Origin of the sequence: Intestinimonas sp. MSJ-38, assembly GCF_018917925.1 — a bacterium.
GTDB lineage: Bacteria > Bacillota > Clostridia > Oscillospirales > Butyricicoccaceae > Pseudobutyricicoccus.
In genome coordinates this window covers 32248-48639 of record NZ_JAHLPO010000002.1, presented here as the reverse complement: position 1 = coordinate 48639, position 16392 = coordinate 32248, and the positions used below count along the sequence as shown (strand labels likewise).

Genomic DNA, 16392 nt, shown 5'->3' with positions numbered 1-16392 from the left:
TTATTTAAAAAAACGATCATATTTATAGGTACTTATAGAGATTTTTATAAACAAAAAAGACGCTTGGATAAAATCCAAGCGTCCTTTTTGTTATTGATCAGCTGCACACCCAGCCAAACGGCCGGAAATCCAGTCTCTTTATCCACATAGGCCGGCGACCGGCCAGCATGGGTGCACAGACACTGTGCTAGATGCGGGCAACGCCGCTCTTGCGAGCCGCTTCGGCCACAGCCTTAGCCACAGCGGGAGCCACTCTGGGATCGAAAGCTGCGGGGAGGATGTAGTCGGGATTCAGCTCCTCAGGGGAGACGATGTCAGCAATGGCATAGGCAGCAGCGGCCTTCATCTCATCGTTGATATCGCTGGCACGCACATCCAGAGCGCCACGGAACACGCCAGGGAAGGCCAGAACATTGTTGATCTGATTGGGATAGTCGCTGCGGCCAGTGCCGATAACGGCAGCACCGCCCTTCTTGGCCTCTTCGGGATAGATCTCAGGCACAGGGTTGGCGCAGGCAAAGACCATGGGATCCTTGTTCATGGTAGCCACCATCTCGGCGGTGAGCACGCCAGGAGCAGACAGGCCCAGGAACACATCAGCGCCCTTGACCACATCGGCCAGAGTACCCTGCTTCTTGTTCTTGTTGGTGATCTTAGCCATAGCGGCGATCTCGGGGTTGAGGTCGGTGCGGCCGTCATAGACAGCGCCGCCACGGTTGACCAGGATCGCGTCGCCAATGCCCATGGACAGCAGCAGGCGGGTGACAGCCACAGCAGCAGCGCCGGCGCCGGACACCACCATGGTCAGATCGCTCAGCTTCTTGCCGGTGAGGCGGCTGGCGTTGATCATAGCTGCGGCAGTGATGATAGCAGTACCGTGTTGGTCATCGTGGAAGATGGGAATATCACACTCTTCCTTCAGGCGGCGCTCGATCTCAAAGCAGCGGGGAGCGGAAATATCCTCCAGGTTGATGCCACCGAAAGAACCGGCCAGCAGCTTAACAGTGTTGACGATGTCGTCCACATTCTTGCTGCGCACGCAGAGGGGGAAGGCATCCACATCGGCAAAGGTCTTAAACAGGGCGCACTTGCCCTCCATCACAGGCATACCGGCTTCGGGGCCGATGTCGCCCAGGCCCAGCACAGCGGTGCCATCGGTAACAACGGCAACCAGGTTGCCACGGCGGGTATATTTATAGCTCAGGTCCACATTCTTGCTGATTTCCAGGCAGGGCTCGGCAACGCCGGGGGTGTAGGCCACGGTCAGGTCGTCGGCGTTTTCCACCTTGCAGCGGGCGATGACTTCAATCTTGCCCTTCCAGTCCTCGTGGGCCTTGAGAGCCCGTTCCTTGATGTCCATAGTACAGATTCTCCTTTTATATTTTGATAAAATAGGAAAAACAATGTTATTTCCGGCTGATGGCCTTCTGAGCGGCAGAGACGATGGCCGCAGCGGTGAGACCGAAGCGCTCCTGGAGGTAATCCACAGTGCCCACTTCGCCGAACTCGTCCTGCACGCCTACCATTTCCACAGGCACCGGATGGCTCTTGGCCAGAGATGCAGCCACAGCGCTGCCCAGGCCGCCCACCACATTGTGGTTTTCGGCGGTGACAAAAGCGCCGCACTTCTGAGCATAATTGCCGATGGTGTCGCCGTCCAGAGGCTTCCAGGTGAAGCAGTCGATGACGGCGGCGGAAATGCCCTGTTCCTCCAGCACCTTGGCGGCCTTCAGAGCCTCGCTGACCATGATGCCCGAGGCGGCGATGCACACATCGGTGCCGTCCCGCAGCACGGGAGCCTTGCCCAGGGTGAAGGTGGAACCTTCCTCATAGATGCCCACGGCATTTTTCCGCAGCATCCGGATATAGAAAACGCCGTATGCGTCCTGAAGCATTTTGATCACCTGCTCCAGCTGCACGCTGTCGCAGGGCTCGATCAAAGTGATCTTGGGGATGCTCATCAGGCAGCCCATATCCTCAAAAGGCATATGGGTGCCGCCGTTATAAGCCGCTGTGACACCGGGATCGGAACCCACAATGCGCACATTCTGCTTGCCATAGGCGCAGGAGATGAAAATCTGGTCCATCACCCGGCGGGTGGCAAAGGGAGCAAAGGAATGGGCAAAGGGAACCATGCCGGCGGCGGACAGGCCAGCGGCCATACCCACCATGTTGGCTTCCTGGATGCCGCAGTCCACAGCCCGATCGGGGAACTCTTTGAAGAAAGCCTGCATACCGGAGGAGCCGATCAGGTCGGCGTCCAGAGCGCAGATGCGGCTGTCTTCCCGGGCCATGTCGCACAGAGTCTTACAATACACTGCCCGCATTTCTTTCTCTTCGTTTTTCAGAGTCTCTTTCACTTTGTAGCTCATTTTACCGCACCTCCAGCGCTTCCCGGGCCTTGGCCAGCACCTGTTCGGCCTCGATCACCGAGGGGGCGATCTGCTCGGGCTTGAATTTCAAATGGTGGCAGGGGAAGGTCTCCATGGCCAAACGGCAGCCGTTGCCCTTGATGGTGTCCAGCACGATCATGGAAGGCTGGCCCTTATGGGCTTTGGCGCTTTCCACCGCTTCCAGCAAAGCGTCGATATCGTGGCCGTTGACCTGCTGCACATGCCAGCCGAAATCCTCGAATTTCTGTCCGATGTCGCCCAGGTCCAGCACATCGTCCACAGCGCCGTCCAGCTGCTGCTTGTTCCAGTCCACAAAGGCAATGAGATTGTCCAGCTTCAGATGGGCAGCAGACAGAGCACCCTCCCACACCTGGCCTTCATCGCATTCGCCGTCGCCCAGGATCAGGTAGGTAGTAAAGTCCTTGCCCCGCATTTTAGCGCCCAGAGCCAGGCCCAGGGCCATGGAGATGCCCTGGCCCAGAGAGCCGGTGGTCATGTCCACGCCAGGAGTTTTCAGCCGGTCGCAGTGGCTGGGCAGTGTGGTGCCGTTCTGATTGAGCGTCTTCAGCCGCTCCAGGGGGAAGAAGCCCTTGAGAGCCAGGGTGGCATAGAGGGCCGGGCCTGCGTGCCCTTTGCTCATCACCAGCCGGTCTCTTTGTTCCATGGTGGGGTTCTTGGGGTCATAGTTCATCTGGCTGCCGTAGAGCACCGCCAGGGTCTCCACCACCGACATGGAGCCGCCCACATGGCCAAATCCCAGATGGGCCAGCTCTTTGATGGTCTCCACCCGGATCTCTTCGGCGAACACCCGCAGTTCCTTGTTTTTTTCCATGTTCGCAACACCCTCTATCCTTTTTTATTTGATGGGACATTTTGTTGTTTTTTTAACGATCGCTGCCAGGAGAAGATCTCCAGACTGTTTTCATTATACCATAACCGCAAGTCCATGCAGACTTGCACGCCGCCAATGCGGCATAAAATCAGCTTTGCTGATTTTTGCTATGGTGTAACATCAACAGCAGTCGTTTTGTGAACAAAACGACTGAATACGCAGTATCCTGCCGCACATGTGCGGCTACTGTTGATATTATACCACAAAGCGAAAGCGAAGTGGTAGAATGGCCGTGTTTTCGGTTGTCCCGCTTGCGGGACGAGAAAACGGCCGCAAAATCCGGTATAACAACCGTTCTGCGGTTATTATACCACAACGGTCTGCCGTGTGTCAGCATGGATTGTGAACATTTCCCCAGGGGGTACTTTTCTTTTTTTTGTTTTTCCGGCCTTTTTCATTTCTTCCCAAAGGCTTTTCTTTTTGCCTTCCATGGAGTATCATGAAGGCAAAAGGAGGGAAGCGCCATGCTTTATTTAAACAAACAGGACATCATCCGCTCCATCACCCCTCAGGAGATGATGGAGGCCATTGAAAAAGCCTATGGGCTTTTTACGGCCGGAAACTATTTCATGCCCGATCGCCCCACCGTGGAATACCAGAACAAAACCATCGTCTATATGCCTTGCTTTGCCGATGGGGCCATGGGCCAGAAGATCCTCACTGTTTTCCCGGAAAACACCCAGCGGGGCCTTCCCGCCATCGACGGACTGATGCTCTTGTGCGATTATGACACCGGCATCCCCCAGGTGATGATGGACGGCAAAGCCCTCACCGCCCTGCGCACCGGTGGTGTGGGAGGTGTGGCGGTGCGCCATCTGTCCCCGGCCGATGCCCACACCCTGGCCGTCATCGGCGCCGGCGTACAGGGGGCCAACCAGGCCGCCTTTGTCTGCGCCGCACGGCCCATCCAGCACATTTATGTATACGATGCCTATGCCAAGGACCCGGCGCCATTTATCCACAGGCTGGAGGAAGTTCTGGGGGAAACTCATCCTCCCGTCACTTTCTGTGCCTCCTCCCAAGAAGCCGCCCGGCAAAGCCAGATCCTCATCACGGCCACCACATCCAATGAGCCGGTTTTTCCTGATGACAGTGCCCTTTTTGCCGGAAAATGCTGCATTGGCGTAGGCTCTTATAAACCCACCATGCGGGAATATCCCCCCTGCCTGTGGTCTTTGCTTTCCCAGGTCTATGTGGACCTTCCCTTTGCCTGCGAGGAAAGCGGCGATCTGAGCCAACCACTAAGCGAAGGGCTTCTGACCATGGATCAGGTAATCACCATGGGGCAGCTCCTGGCCGGTCAGGCTACAAAGCCAAAAGAAGGGGAGACCGCCTTCTTCAAAACGGTGGGCATGGCGCTGTTTGATCTGATTGCCGCCCAGGCCATCGCCCAGAAGGCCATGGAAAAGGGCATCGGACAAAAAATTCAGCTGTAACAGGAAAGGAGTACACCAAATGAAACCCATTTTTGCCTTTATCCTCATGGGAGCCCAATACGATCCGGAAAAGGACCAGGCCCATTTTGAAACCGAAAGCAAACACACCTATATCTACACCGTGCAAAACTGGGAGCAGGCCAAAAAGCGGGTGCAGGATCTGTACCAAAAAGGCTGCGGCGCCATTGAAGTGTGCGGCGCTTTCGGCCCGGAGAAAACCAAGGAGCTGATCGCCCTGACCGAGGGAAAAGTGGCTATCGGCTATGTGACCCACTTTGCGGAACAAGACGCCCTCTTCACCGCCTTTTTCGGCAAGTAACCACAAGATATGCTAAGTTGTCCCCAGGAAATTTCCACAGGGTGTGGATAACCCCTGGGGATAACTTCTTGTAAAAAAGAAAGAGATCATTGCGCTTTGTTCATAAAGCAACAAAAAGAGACCGCCGGAGGCTTTCTTTACATCGGCCCAAAGCTGTGATAAAATATTCAAAAATTGAAAAGGGATGAGCACCATGAGTTCTTACCACAATATCATGGAAGATGTGGTGGAAGAGCAGTACAACGCCATCAAAGACCGTTTGGATGCGTGTTCCTGTGAGCAGTGTCACAGCGATATCGTCGCTTTGGCGCTGAACAATCTGCCGCCCCGTTATATTTCCACCATCAGCGGCCTCACTTTCAGCAAAGTGGCCAGTGCAAAGGTCCAATTCCAGGCCGATGTACAGGCGGCCCTGATCCGTGCGGCCCAGATTGTGAAGCAATCGCCCCGTCACTAAACCCGAAATAGGAAGGGCCTGCCTGAAAAGCAGGCCCTTCTGGTATTTTTCAGCAAAAAAGCGTGGCCCAGGAATTTTATCCTGGGCCACGCTTTTTATATGATGCTTTGCAGCAACAATTCAGTCTATCGGAACCAAAACTTACTTATTCAGCAGTTCCTTGGCTCTGGCCTGAGCAGCCGCCAGACGGGCGATGGGCACACGATAGGGGGAGCAGGACACATAGTTCAGGCCGATCTTGTGGAAGAATTCCACAGAGGCCGGATCGCCGCCATGCTCGCCGCAGACGCCCAGCTTGATGTCGGGACGGGTCTTCTTGCCCTTTTCCACAGCCATCTTCACCAGCTGGCCGATGCCATCCTGGTCCAGGGAGGCGAAGGGATCCCGCTCCATGATCTTCTTGTCATAGTAAGCGTTGAGGATCTTGCCCACATCGTCACGGGAGAAGCCGAAGCCCATCTGGGTCAGGTCGTTGGTGCCGAAGGAGAAGAACTCAGCTTCCTGAGCGATCTCGTCGGCGGTGACAGCGGCCCGGGGGATCTCGATCATGGTGCCCACCAGGTACTTCATTTCCACACCGGACTGAGCGATGATCTCATCGGCGGTCTTGGTGACCACATTCTTGACAAACTTCAGCTCGTTGACCATGCCCACCAGGGGGATCATGATCTCGGGCTCGATATCCAGGCCGGTGGCCTTCTTCACATTGATGGCAGCCTCGATAACGGCACGGGTCTGCATCTCAGCGATTTCCGGATAGGTGACGGCCAGACGGCAACCACGATGACCCAGCATGGGGTTGAACTCATGGAGATCGGCGATGATCTGCTTCAGATCGGCCACAGACATATTCATCTCGCCGGCGATCTCGATGATGTCCCCTTCCTCCTGGGGCAGGAACTCATGGAGAGGGGGATCCAGGAAGCGGATGGTGACCGGGCGGCCGCCCATGGCCATGAACAGGCCTTCGAAGTCACCGCGCTGCATGGGCAGCAGCTTCTCCAGAGCCTTGCGGCGCTGCTCTTCGTTCTTGGAGACGATCATCTCCCGCACGGCCTTGATACGGTCGGCTTCGAAGAACATATGCTCGGTACGGCACAGGCCGATGCCTTCGGCGCCAAAACGGACAGCCTGCTCAGCATCCCGAGGAGTATCGGCGTTGGTGCACACCTTCAGGGTGCGGATCTCGTCGGCCCAGCCCATGAAGCGGCCAAAGTCGCCGGTCATGGAAGCGGGAACGGTCTTGATCTCGCCCAGGTACACATTGCCGGTGGAACCGTCGATGGAGATGTAATCCCCTTCGCAGACCTTCTTGTCGCCGATGAGGAAGTACTTCTCCTCTTCATTCATCTTCACTTCGCCGCAGCCAGCCACGCAGCAAGTGCCCATACCGCGAGCCACAACGGCGGCGTGAGAGGTCATACCACCGCGGACGGTCATAACGCCCTGAGCCGCGGCCATGCCTTCGATGTCTTCAGGAGAGGTCTCCAGACGGACCAGAACCACCTTGTTGCCGTTTTCCGCAGCGGCCACAGCCTCAGCGGCGGTGAAATAGACCTTGCCGCAGGCAGCGCCGGGGGAGGCGGGCAGACCCTTGGTGACAGGGATAGCGGCCTTCAGGGACTCGGCGTCAAACTGGGGATGGAGCAGAGCGTCCAGCTGCTTGGGCTCCACCTTCATGATGGCCTCTTCCTTGGTGAGCATGCCTTCGTCCACCATGTCCACGGCGATCTTCAGAGCGGCCTGAGCGGTACGCTTGCCGTTTCTGGTCTGGAGCATATAGAGCTTGCCCTTTTCGATGGTAAACTCCATGTCCTGCATATCTTTATAATGCTTTTCCAGCTTGTCGGCAATGGCGGCAAACTGATCGTACACTTCGGGCATGACCTCTTTCAGCTGGTCAATGGACTGAGGAGTCCGGATGCCGGCCACCACATCTTCGCCCTGGGCGTTCATCAGGAACTCGCCATAGAGGTGAGGATCGCCGGTGGCGGGGTTACGGGTAAAGGCAACGCCTGTACCGCTTTCATCGCCGGTGTTGCCGAAGACCATGGCCTGGACATTGACGGCGGTGCCCCAGGAGCTGGGGATGTCGTTCATGCGGCGATAGACGATAGCACGCTGGTTGTTCCAGGAGCGGAAAACCGCCTTGACAGCGCCCATCAGCTGCTCACGAGGATCGGAGGGGAAGTCCACGCCCAGCTTGGCCTTGTATTCGTCCTTGAACTGCTCGGCCAGCTTCTTCAGGTCGTCGGCATCCAGTTCGGTGTCCAGCTTGACGCCCTTTTCGGCCTTCATCTCGTCGATGAGCTCTTCGAAATACTTCTTGCCCACTTCCATAACCACATCGGAATACATCTGGATGAAGCGGCGATAGCTGTCATAGGCAAAACGGGGGTTGCCGGTGATCTTGGCGAAGGATTCCACCACTTCGTCGTTGAGGCCCAGGTTCAGGATGGTGTCCATCATGCCGGGCATGGAGGCCCGGGAGCCGGAACGAACGGAAACCAGCAGAGGATTGTGGGGATCGCCGAACTTCTTGCCGGTGATCTCTTCCATCTTCTTCAGGTATTCGTAGATCTGATCCTCGATGTCCTGAGCGATCTTCTCCCCGTCTTCATAGTAACGGGTGCAGGCTTCGGTGGAAATGGTGAAGCCCTGGGGCACAGGCATGCCGAGATTGGTCATCTCAGCCAGGTTGGCACCTTTGCCGCCCAGCAGCTCACGCATATTGCCGTTGCCCTCGGAAAACAGGTAAACGTACTTATGCATTTTCTACACTCCTTATGTGTTTCTATACAAAACTCTTGGTATCCAGGGTCAAAAATGCAGACTGCTCCACATTCGGATTTATTATATCAGACAATTTCTCTCATTGCACGAAAAATTTTTATAAACAGGGCTGTTTTTCAATATACCCGCCGCCGATGACCCGGCCATCCTGGTAAAAAACCGCCGACTGACCGGGGGAGGGAGCCCGCACCGGGGAGGAAAATTCCACTTTGGCCCGTCCTTCCGGCAGATAGGTGACGAGGGCTTTGTCCAGACGGCGGCTGTGGCGGATCTTCACATCGGCCCAGAAGGACTCTGCCCCGTATTCCGGCGCCGTGCGGCACAGATTGTCCACCGTAATGACCTGGGATGTGGGAGGGGTCAGGGAAAGGACCACCTGGTTTTGTTCTGTCCGGATCTCCTTGACAAACAACCGCCCCTCTGCGGCGATGCCCAATCCACGGCGCTGGCCCAGAGTGTAATGGTGGATGCCTTTGTGTTTTCCCAGAACATTTCCCGCTTCGTCCACAAAATCCCCGGGAGGCAGCCCCAGGCCCCGCTGTTCCATAAAAGCCGCGTGATCCCCTTCCGGAATAAAGCAAATTTCCATGCTGTCCGGCTTATTGGCGGCGCTGAGCCCGACCTTGCGGGCCAGAGTCCTGGTGTCCTCCTTACTGCAAAACTCCCCCAAGGGAAAGAGTACATGGTCCAAAAGCTCCGGCAGCAAACGATAAAGCATATAACTCTGGTCATTGGGAGAGGGGGACATATACAGGCCGGTGACCCCGTTTTCCAGCCTGCGGGTCACGGCATAATGGCCGGTGGCCACATAGGAAGCCCCCAGTTCCTGGGCTTTTTGCCAAAGGATATGAAACTTCACCGCCGGATTGCAGAAAATGCAGGGAATGGGGGTGATCCCCCGGCGGTATCCCTCCATAAAGGGGGCAATGACCTTTTCCTCCAACTGCTCCCTTACATCCACCGAGCAAAAGGGGATCCCCAATTCCAAAGCGGCCTTGTGAGCTTCTTCCACCCCTCCGTGGCCGGTGTCCAGATAAACACCTGTGACCGAATGACCTTTTTCCAACAGCAGACGGGCACACAATGCGGAATCCACGCCGCCGGACAGCCCCAATACCACTTTTTCCAATTCGTTCCCCTCTTTTCCATGTTTTGAATCCCGTTTATTGTACCCCACTTTCTCCCTTGGTGCAAGGTTGAGGGCAAAGGAACCAATCTTTCAACAGCCTGTGGAGATTTTTGTGCACAACACCATTTTCTCGGTTTTTGCAAAATCCACCGGAGAAGACTTTCCTTTTTTCCGTTATTATATTATAATGTATTATATATAGTTTATGGAATACTCCCCAGTTATCCACAGGTTATCCACCGTTTTTTTGTTGTGCTGGGGAATTTATTGTGATACAATATAGTCTGCTGTTTTATAGGCTTTACAGAAAAAATTTGAATGGATGAGAAGATATGATGAGCCCTGCCGAGCTGCTGCAAAATGTAATCCATGTGCTGGAGCAGCAATTCACACCTGTTGTCATCTCCACCTGGTTTGGGGACGCCTCCGCCGTGACGGTGAAAGACGGCGTTTTTATTTTGCTCACCACCTCCCGCATGAAGCAGGAGATGATCGAAAACCGGTATGCCCAGCCTTTCTGCGATGCTGTGCGGGACCTGACCGGCAGCGATCTAGCCCTGCGGGTGCTGTGCGGTGACGAAGAGCTGAGCCTATGGAAGGCGGCCAACGAGGATACCGTCTATGCCAACTACACTTTTGAGCGCTTCATCGTGGGCAGCAGCAACAAGTTTGCTCATGCGGCCGCCTATGCCGTGGCGCAAAAACCGGCCAGTGCCTATAACCCCCTGTTTATCTACGGCCAGTCCGGTCTGGGCAAAACCCACCTTCTCTATGCCATCGCCGGTTACATCGCCCGCACCCGCCCGGCCTACCGCATCGTCTATGTCAAGGGCGACGATTTCACCAACGAGCTGATCAGCGCCATCCAACGGGGCGATGTAGCTTCCTTCCGGGAAAAATACCGCATGGCCGACCTGCTGCTGGTGGACGATATCCAATTTATCGCCGGCAAGATCAGCACCCAAGAAGAATTTTTCCACACTTTCAACACCTTGCACGAATCGGGCAAACAGATCGTCCTCACATCCGACCGGCCTCCCAAGGAAATCCTCACACTGGAAGATCGTCTCCAGTCCCGCTTCGAATGGGGCCTTCTGGCCGACATCCAGCCCCCGGATTTCGAAACCCGCATGGCCCTGGTCAATGCGAAAACCGAAATGCTGGGAGCTGAACTGCCTCCCAATGTGGTGGAATACATCGCCTCCTCCATTACAAACAATGTGCGGCAGCTGGAAGGCGCGGTAAAAAAGATCTTCGCCAAACACTCCCTCATGGGCCGGGCCATCGACATGACCCTGGCGGAAGAGTGCATCCGGGACATCTTCAAAGCAAGCCCGGGCCTGAAACCCACACCGGAACTGATTCTGGAAGAGACGGCCAACTTCTACAACATCACTACCGAGCGGATTCTGGGCTCGGCCAAAACAAAGGATGTGGTGGTACCCCGGCAGGTGGCCATGTACCTGATCCGGGAAATGACCGATCTGTCCTTCCCGGAAATCGGCCGGTTTATGGGAAGAGACCACACCACCGTACTCCACGCCATCAACAAAACCCAGGTGCAGATCGAAAAGGACGAAAGCTTCTCCGCCGCCCTCAGCGACCTGAAAAAGAACATCCAGAACCGATAAAACACAAAATCCACATTTTTTCCCCCAAGGGCTGTGGAAGGACGTGGATAGCTGTGGACAAAAAATAGACTGTGGACAACCCCATCAGAAACGAAAAATCATCCACACCCCCTGTGCAAAGCCTCATCCCTTGAAACCCAAGACTCCGGGGAAACTTTCCACAAATCCACAGGCCCTACGACTGTTACTATAAAAATGAATAACAGATAAGAACTGAAAGGAGCCCGCGATATGAAGTTTACCTGTGAAAAAGCGGTGCTGAACGAAGCCATTTCCATCTGCATTCACGCCGTAGCCACAAAAAGCACCATCGCTGTTTTGGAAGGTTTACTTATTACAGCAGAAGATGAACTCACCCTTTGCGGCTACAATTTCAAAACAGGCATCAAAAAAACATTTCCTGCTGAAATCAGCGAAAAGGGAAGCATCGTACTCAATGCCAAAATCTTCAGCGATATCGTACGCAAACTGCCCGACGATATGGTGGAGATCGTCTGCGACGATCATTACATGACCACCATCCGCTGCGGCCTGAGCGAATTCAACCTGATCGGCGCTTCTCCCGCCGAATTTCCGGAACTTCCCAACGTAGAAAAAAGCCAAGGAATCAAACTGTCCTGCAAACTGCTGCGCAGCATGATCGACCACACTGTTTTCGCCGTGTCCGACAACGAAAACAAACCCATCCACACCGGCTCCCTCTTTGAAATCACCGGAAACCAACTGACTGTGGTGTCGGTAGACGGCTACCGGCTGGCCATGAGCCAGGAAGAAGTGGAAAACGACAAGACAGAAAATCTTTCTTTCGTGGTTCCCGGGGAAACACTGAAAGAAATCAGCCGGATCATTCCCGACAGCGAAGACAAAGCAGTCCATATTTATCCAGAGAAAAAACACGCTCTCTTTGAAGTGGAAGGCACATTGGTAACCACCCGGCTTCTGGAAGGGGAATTTCTCAACTATCGCAATGCTATTCCCAATGATTGCACCACAAAACTGGAAATCAACGTAAAGAGCATCATCGACTGCGTGGAACGGGTAAGCCTGATCATCTCCGAACGGCTGAAAAATCCCATCCGCTGCTGTTTTGAAGGAAATAGTCTGAAAATTTCCTGCGTTACATCCCTGGGACGGGCCTACGATGAATGCACCATTGAAAATTGCCCGGAAAAAATCGAGATCGGTTTCAACAACCGGTACCTGCTAGACGCTCTGCGGGCCTGCCCTGAAGAAAAGGTGGTTCTGGAGCTGAAAAGCAGCCTGTCCCCCTGCGTCATCCGGCCGGTGGAAGGAACCAAATTCCTTTATATGGTACTGCCTGTGCGGCTAAAAGCGGATGCCTGATACAAAAAAACGTCGTTCCTTTTCACAAGGGAGGAGCTTATGGAAACCATCAAAATCCCCATCAAGACCCCATTCATCAAACTGGACAGCCTGCTGAAATTTGCCAATCTGTGTCAAAGCGGCGGAGAGGCCAAAGAGCGCATCCAGGGGGGCGAAGTGCAGGTCAACGGGGAAGTCTGCCTGGCCCGGGGCAAAAAATGCCTGCCCGGCGACAAAATTTTGTTCGAAAACACTGAGGTGGAGATCACTTCATGCAACTAGAAGCCATTCGCCTGAGCCATTTTCGCAACTACCAGGATGCTTCCCTTTCTTTTCCAGAAGGGGTCACCATCCTGGCGGGAGAAAACGCCCAGGGAAAAACCAACCTGCTGGAGGCCATATTTCTTCTCACCGGCGGCCGGTCCTGGCGGGCGGGAAAAAGGGGAGACCTGATCTCCTTTCACCAAAGCCAGGCGCAGATCCAGGCCAAGGTCTTTTCCCGGCAGCGGGAATTCCGCATGGATCTGACTTTGCCCCGCACGGGGAAGCTGCAAAGCATCGTCAATGGCGTCAAACAAAAACGGCAGAGCGATCTGTCGGAAGTGTTTCGCTGTGTGCTTTTTTCCCCAGAAGATCTGTATCTGATCCGGGAAGGCCCGGCGGCCAGAAGACGGTTTCTGGACACCGCTTTGTGCCAGCTGCGGCCCCGGTATGCTCTGGCTTTGGGGGAATACAACAAACTGCTGGAGCACAAGGCCAAAATCCTGCGGATGCAGGAGGAAAACCCCTCTCTTCTGGCGGTTTTGCCCGATTTTACCCGGCGTATGGCCGAATGCGGGGCGGCCGTCATCCGTTACCGGGCTTTTTTCGCTGAAAAACTGGCTCGGGAGGCCTACCAGATCCAGCAGACCATTTCCGGCTGTGGGGAGGAGCTTCTGGCCGAGTACCAGACGGTGTCCACGGTGAAAGATCCCAAGGCTTCGGAAGAGGCCATCGAAGGCTGGCTGCTGGAACACGCCGAAAGCCATGAAAAAGCAGAGCTGGCCGCGGGACAATGCCTGACCGGACCACACAAGGACGATTTGCTGCTGACCGTAAATGGCTCGGCGGCCCGGGGCTTTGCCAGCCAGGGACAGACCCGCACTGCCGCTTTGGCGCTGAAATTCGCCGAGCGGGAAATTTTCAAAGACGATCAGGGGGAATATCCGGTGATGCTGCTGGACGATGTGCTCAGCGAACTGGATTCCCGGAGACAGGAATATCTCATCGGAAAGACCGGCGGCGGACAGGTGATCATCACCTGCTGCGAGCGCACCCAGCGGCTGCGTCAGCTGCAGGGAGCGGCCTTTTTGGTGGAGGGGGGAACCATTGCCCCCTTGAATCAGTGAGGAATGGAGTATGTATCTGCATTTGGGACGGGATATTGTCGTATCCCGGCGGACCATCGTGGGCATTTTTGACTTCGATACCGCCACATACGGCAAGCGCACCCGGGAATTTCTCACAAAAGCACAGAAGGAGGGGCGGGTAGTCACCGTCAGCGATGAGCTGCCCAAAAGCGCCGTGGTTTGCGAAGAGGATGGCCAGACGGTGGTCTATATCTCCCAAATCTCCTCTCAGACCCTGCTGAAGCGGGCCAATGGCCAGCCTCTGCCGGAAAATCTGCTGTCTTTTTGATCAAACAGGAAACAAGCGATCCGCCCCGTGGACTTTTGAACTGCGGCGGCAATTTCCATAGAACGCGAGGAAGAAGCAATGACTGATATCCAAAAAGTTGAAACCACTTATGACGAAAGTCAGATACAGGTGCTGGAAGGCCTGGAAGCGGTGCGGAAACGGCCGGGTATGTACATCGGCTCCACATCCCAGAGGGGCCTGCATCACCTGGTTTATGAAATCGTGGACAACGCCATCGACGAGGCGCTGGCCGGTTACTGTACCCATATCGAAGTGACCATTGAAAAGGACAATGTGATCTCCGTGCGGGACAACGGCCGTGGCATTCCGGTGGGGATTCACCATAAAATGGGTATTTCCACGGTGGAAGTGGTGTATACCATCCTCCATGCCGGCGGCAAATTCGGCGACGGCGGCTACAAGGTCTCCGGCGGCCTCCACGGCGTGGGCGCCAGCGTGGTCAACGCCCTGTCCCAGTGGCTGACGGTGGATGTGTATCTGGACGGCCATGTGCATTCCATCCGCTTTAACCGGGGCGTGCCCGAAAGCCCGCTGCACATCACCGGCGATACCAATGAGCGGGGCACCTTTGTGCGCTTCAAAGCCGATGACACCATCTTTGAGACGGTGGAATACGATTACGATGTGCTGCTCAACCGGCTGCGGGAGCAGGCCTTCCTCAATGCCGGCGTCACCATCACTTTCACCGACCAGCGGGATGACGAAAACATCCGGGTCAATGAGATGTGCTATCAGGGCGGCATCCGGGAGTTTGTGGAGCATCTGAACCGGAATAAGACCCCGCTCCATCCGGAAGTGATCTATCTGTCCGCCCAAAGAGAGGACAACATGGCGGAAGTGGCCATGCAGTATAACGACAGTTATAACGAAAACATCCTCTCTTTTGCCAACGACATCAACACCACCGAGGGCGGCACCCATGAGACCGGCTTCAAATCGGCACTCACCCGGGTGATCAACGACTATGCCCATAAGTATAAATTCCTGAAGGAAGACGACAAAAACCTCTCCGGCGATGACACCCGGGAAGGTTTGACCTGCGTCATCAGTGTCAAGCTCACCGAGGCACAGTTCGAAGGCCAGACCAAAACCAAGCTGGGCAACTCCGAGATGCGGAGCCTGGTGGATGGATCGGTCTATGAGGCTCTGTCGGCTTATCTGGAGGAGAACCCCCAGACCGCCAAGACCATCATCGACAAATGCCTCACCGCGGCCCGGGCCAGAGAAGCGGCCCGGAAGGCCAGAGAGGCCACCCGCCGGAAAAGCGCTTTGGAAAGCGCCTCTTTGCCGGGCAAGCTGGCCGATTGCCAGGAAAAAGACCCCACCTACACCGAAATCTACATCGTGGAGGGCGACAGCGCCGGTGGCTCGGCCAAAAATGGCCGGGACCGGCGGTATCAGGCCATCCTGCCCTTGTGGGGCAAGATGCTCAATGTGGAAAAGGCCCGTCTGGACAAGGTGTACGGCAATGAAAAGCTGATGCCTATGGTCACCGCTTTCGGTGCCGGTATCGGAGACGAATTCGATATTTCCAAACTCCGCTACGGCAAGATCATCCTGATGGCCGATGCCGATGTGGACGGCAGCCATATCCGCACCCTGCTGCTCACCTTCTTTTTCCGTTTCATGCGTCCTTTGATCGAGGGGGGTCATGTGTATATTGCCCAGCCTCCTTTGTATAAAATTGTAAAGGGGCGGAATGAGCCCCGGTATGCCTACAGCGACGATCAGCTGAAAGAGATCCTGCAGCAGATCCCCGGCGCCGAAGTCCAGCGCTACAAAGGCCTGGGCGAAATGGACCCGGAACAGCTGTGGGAGACCACCATGAACCCTCAAAACCGCACGCTGCTCAAGGTGAATATGGAGGATGCCGCTGTGGCCGATGAGATCTTTACCATCCTCATGGGCGAAAAGGTGGAGCCTCGTAAGAATTTCATCGAGCAGAATGCCAAATATGTAAACAATCTGGATATCTGATCCTGTGAGTGGGAAAGGAGAGGTACTATGAAACGACTGCACAAAAGCCGCAATGATCGGGTATTGGCCGGTGTGTGCGGCGGCATTGCCGAGTTTTTCGGCATCGATCCCACCTTGGTGCGCCTGGCCTGGGCTGTGATGATCTTTTTCGGCGGCAGCGGGCTGCTGCTGTATATCATCTGTGCTCTGATCATTCCCAATGATACAGGGGACAACTATTATGGCCCCTCCCAGAACCAGGGAATGAATATGGACGGCACCGACGACAACGGCGGCTGGCGTTAATGGAAAAAACGGTCTTTTGCAGCCCTGGCTTGTGGGCTGGGGCTGCAAAGGCCGGGAGC

Annotated in this window: 15 protein-coding genes; 10 read left to right on the top strand and 5 right to left on the bottom strand. The window is 55.3% G+C overall.

Annotated elements, in window-relative coordinates; all coding sequences use genetic code 11:
- Positions 1 to 187: 187 nt before the first annotated feature.
- Genes KQI26_RS01505 through KQI26_RS01495 form a run of 3 tightly spaced genes read right to left on the bottom strand, consistent with a single transcriptional unit; the run spans position 188 to position 3225 of the window.
- A complete protein-coding gene (locus KQI26_RS01505; protein WP_216502864.1) occupies positions 188 to 1360 on the bottom strand; it encodes an NADP-dependent malic enzyme in 1173 nt (390 codons plus the stop codon).
- 46 nt (positions 1361 to 1406) lie between these two features.
- Positions 1407 to 2372 (bottom strand): transketolase family protein, encoded by a 966-nt coding sequence (locus tag KQI26_RS01500; protein ID WP_118747695.1) that lies wholly within the window; start codon positions 2370 to 2372, stop codon positions 1407 to 1409.
- 1 nt (position 2373) lies between these two features.
- On the bottom strand, positions 2374 to 3225 hold the full coding sequence (locus KQI26_RS01495) for a transketolase (RefSeq protein ID WP_216502863.1): 852 nt from the start codon (positions 3223 to 3225) through the stop codon (positions 2374 to 2376).
- Between the two features lie 524 nt (positions 3226 to 3749).
- On the opposite strand from KQI26_RS01495, the gene KQI26_RS01490 reads away from it, so the two are divergent.
- The 3 genes from KQI26_RS01490 to KQI26_RS01480 all read left to right on the top strand — a co-directional run bounded on the left by KQI26_RS01490 (position 3750) and on the right by KQI26_RS01480 (position 5497).
- Complete coding sequence (locus KQI26_RS01490; protein WP_216502862.1) at positions 3750 to 4721, top strand: ornithine cyclodeaminase family protein; 972 nt, start codon at positions 3750 to 3752, stop codon at positions 4719 to 4721.
- Between the two features lie 19 nt (positions 4722 to 4740).
- A complete protein-coding gene (locus KQI26_RS01485) occupies positions 4741 to 5040 on the top strand; it encodes a DUF6506 family protein (protein WP_216502861.1) in 300 nt (99 codons plus the stop codon).
- 193 nt (positions 5041 to 5233) lie between these two features.
- The gene (locus KQI26_RS01480; RefSeq protein WP_118428000.1) at positions 5234 to 5497 is read left to right on the top strand and encodes a late competence development ComFB family protein; all 264 of its coding nucleotides are present in this window, start codon (positions 5234 to 5236) and stop codon (positions 5495 to 5497) included.
- A 141-nt stretch (positions 5498 to 5638) separates the two neighbouring features.
- On the opposite strand, the gene ppdK is transcribed toward KQI26_RS01480, so the two are convergent.
- On the bottom strand, positions 5639 to 8269 hold the full coding sequence (ppdK, locus tag KQI26_RS01475) for a pyruvate, phosphate dikinase (protein WP_216502860.1): 2631 nt from the start codon (positions 8267 to 8269) through the stop codon (positions 5639 to 5641).
- 118 nt (positions 8270 to 8387) lie between these two features.
- Positions 8388 to 9410, bottom strand: coding sequence for a tRNA 2-thiouridine(34) synthase MnmA (gene mnmA, locus KQI26_RS01470; RefSeq protein WP_371744059.1), 1023 nt, complete (start codon positions 9408 to 9410; stop codon positions 8388 to 8390).
- Positions 9411 to 9751: 341 nt separating this feature from the next.
- Here mnmA and dnaA point away from each other — a divergent pair, with 341 nt between their 5' ends.
- From dnaA to KQI26_RS01435, 7 genes are all read left to right on the top strand, one after another.
- A complete protein-coding gene (dnaA, locus tag KQI26_RS01465; protein ID WP_253292608.1) occupies positions 9752 to 11050 on the top strand; it encodes a chromosomal replication initiator protein DnaA in 1299 nt (432 codons plus the stop codon).
- Between the two features lie 231 nt (positions 11051 to 11281).
- Positions 11282 to 12394 carry a DNA polymerase III subunit beta gene (dnaN, locus tag KQI26_RS01460; protein WP_216502858.1) on the top strand — a complete coding sequence of 371 codons (1113 nt, stop codon included), beginning with the start codon at positions 11282 to 11284 and terminating at the stop codon, positions 12392 to 12394.
- 39 nt (positions 12395 to 12433) lie between these two features.
- Entirely contained in the window at positions 12434 to 12655 is a 222-nt protein-coding gene (locus tag KQI26_RS01455) for an RNA-binding S4 domain-containing protein (RefSeq protein ID WP_118747688.1), read from the top strand.
- Positions 12646 to 13761, top strand: a complete 1116-nt coding sequence (recF, locus tag KQI26_RS01450; protein ID WP_216502857.1) for a DNA replication/repair protein RecF — start codon at positions 12646 to 12648, stop codon at positions 13759 to 13761. The genes KQI26_RS01455 and recF overlap by 10 nt, the downstream gene beginning before the upstream one ends.
- Positions 13762 to 13771: 10 nt before the next feature.
- Positions 13772 to 14050, top strand: a complete 279-nt coding sequence (gene remB, locus KQI26_RS01445) for an extracellular matrix regulator RemB (protein WP_118747686.1) — start codon at positions 13772 to 13774, stop codon at positions 14048 to 14050.
- 78 nt (positions 14051 to 14128) lie between these two features.
- Entirely contained in the window at positions 14129 to 16048 is a 1920-nt protein-coding gene (gyrB, locus tag KQI26_RS01440) for a DNA topoisomerase (ATP-hydrolyzing) subunit B (protein ID WP_253292607.1), read from the top strand.
- A 27-nt stretch (positions 16049 to 16075) separates the two neighbouring features.
- Positions 16076 to 16333 (top strand): PspC domain-containing protein, encoded by a 258-nt coding sequence (locus KQI26_RS01435; protein WP_118427969.1) that lies wholly within the window; start codon positions 16076 to 16078, stop codon positions 16331 to 16333.
- Positions 16334 to 16392: the final 59 nt, after the last annotated feature.

Coding starts and splice junctions, on each gene's coding strand:
- KQI26_RS01505 (WP_216502864.1), bottom strand. CDS start 1,360: ATGGACATCAAGGAACGGGCTCTCAAGGCCCACGAGGACTGGAAGGGC.
- KQI26_RS01500 (WP_118747695.1), bottom strand. CDS start 2,372: ATGAGCTACAAAGTGAAAGAGACTCTGAAAAACGAAGAGAAAGAAATG.
- KQI26_RS01495 (WP_216502863.1), bottom strand. CDS start 3,225: ATGGAAAAAAACAAGGAACTGCGGGTGTTCGCCGAAGAGATCCGGGTG.
- KQI26_RS01490 (WP_216502862.1), top strand. CDS start 3,750: ATGCTTTATTTAAACAAACAGGACATCATCCGCTCCATCACCCCTCAG.
- KQI26_RS01485 (WP_216502861.1), top strand. CDS start 4,741: ATGAAACCCATTTTTGCCTTTATCCTCATGGGAGCCCAATACGATCCG.
- KQI26_RS01480 (WP_118428000.1), top strand. CDS start 5,234: ATGAGTTCTTACCACAATATCATGGAAGATGTGGTGGAAGAGCAGTAC.
- ppdK (WP_216502860.1), bottom strand. CDS start 8,269: ATGCATAAGTACGTTTACCTGTTTTCCGAGGGCAACGGCAATATGCGT.
- dnaA (WP_253292608.1), top strand. CDS start 9,752: ATGATGAGCCCTGCCGAGCTGCTGCAAAATGTAATCCATGTGCTGGAG.
- dnaN (WP_216502858.1), top strand. CDS start 11,282: ATGAAGTTTACCTGTGAAAAAGCGGTGCTGAACGAAGCCATTTCCATC.
- KQI26_RS01455 (WP_118747688.1), top strand. CDS start 12,434: ATGGAAACCATCAAAATCCCCATCAAGACCCCATTCATCAAACTGGAC.
- recF (WP_216502857.1), top strand. CDS start 12,646: ATGCAACTAGAAGCCATTCGCCTGAGCCATTTTCGCAACTACCAGGAT.
- remB (WP_118747686.1), top strand. CDS start 13,772: ATGTATCTGCATTTGGGACGGGATATTGTCGTATCCCGGCGGACCATC.
- gyrB (WP_253292607.1), top strand. CDS start 14,129: ATGACTGATATCCAAAAAGTTGAAACCACTTATGACGAAAGTCAGATA.
- KQI26_RS01435 (WP_118427969.1), top strand. CDS start 16,076: ATGAAACGACTGCACAAAAGCCGCAATGATCGGGTATTGGCCGGTGTG.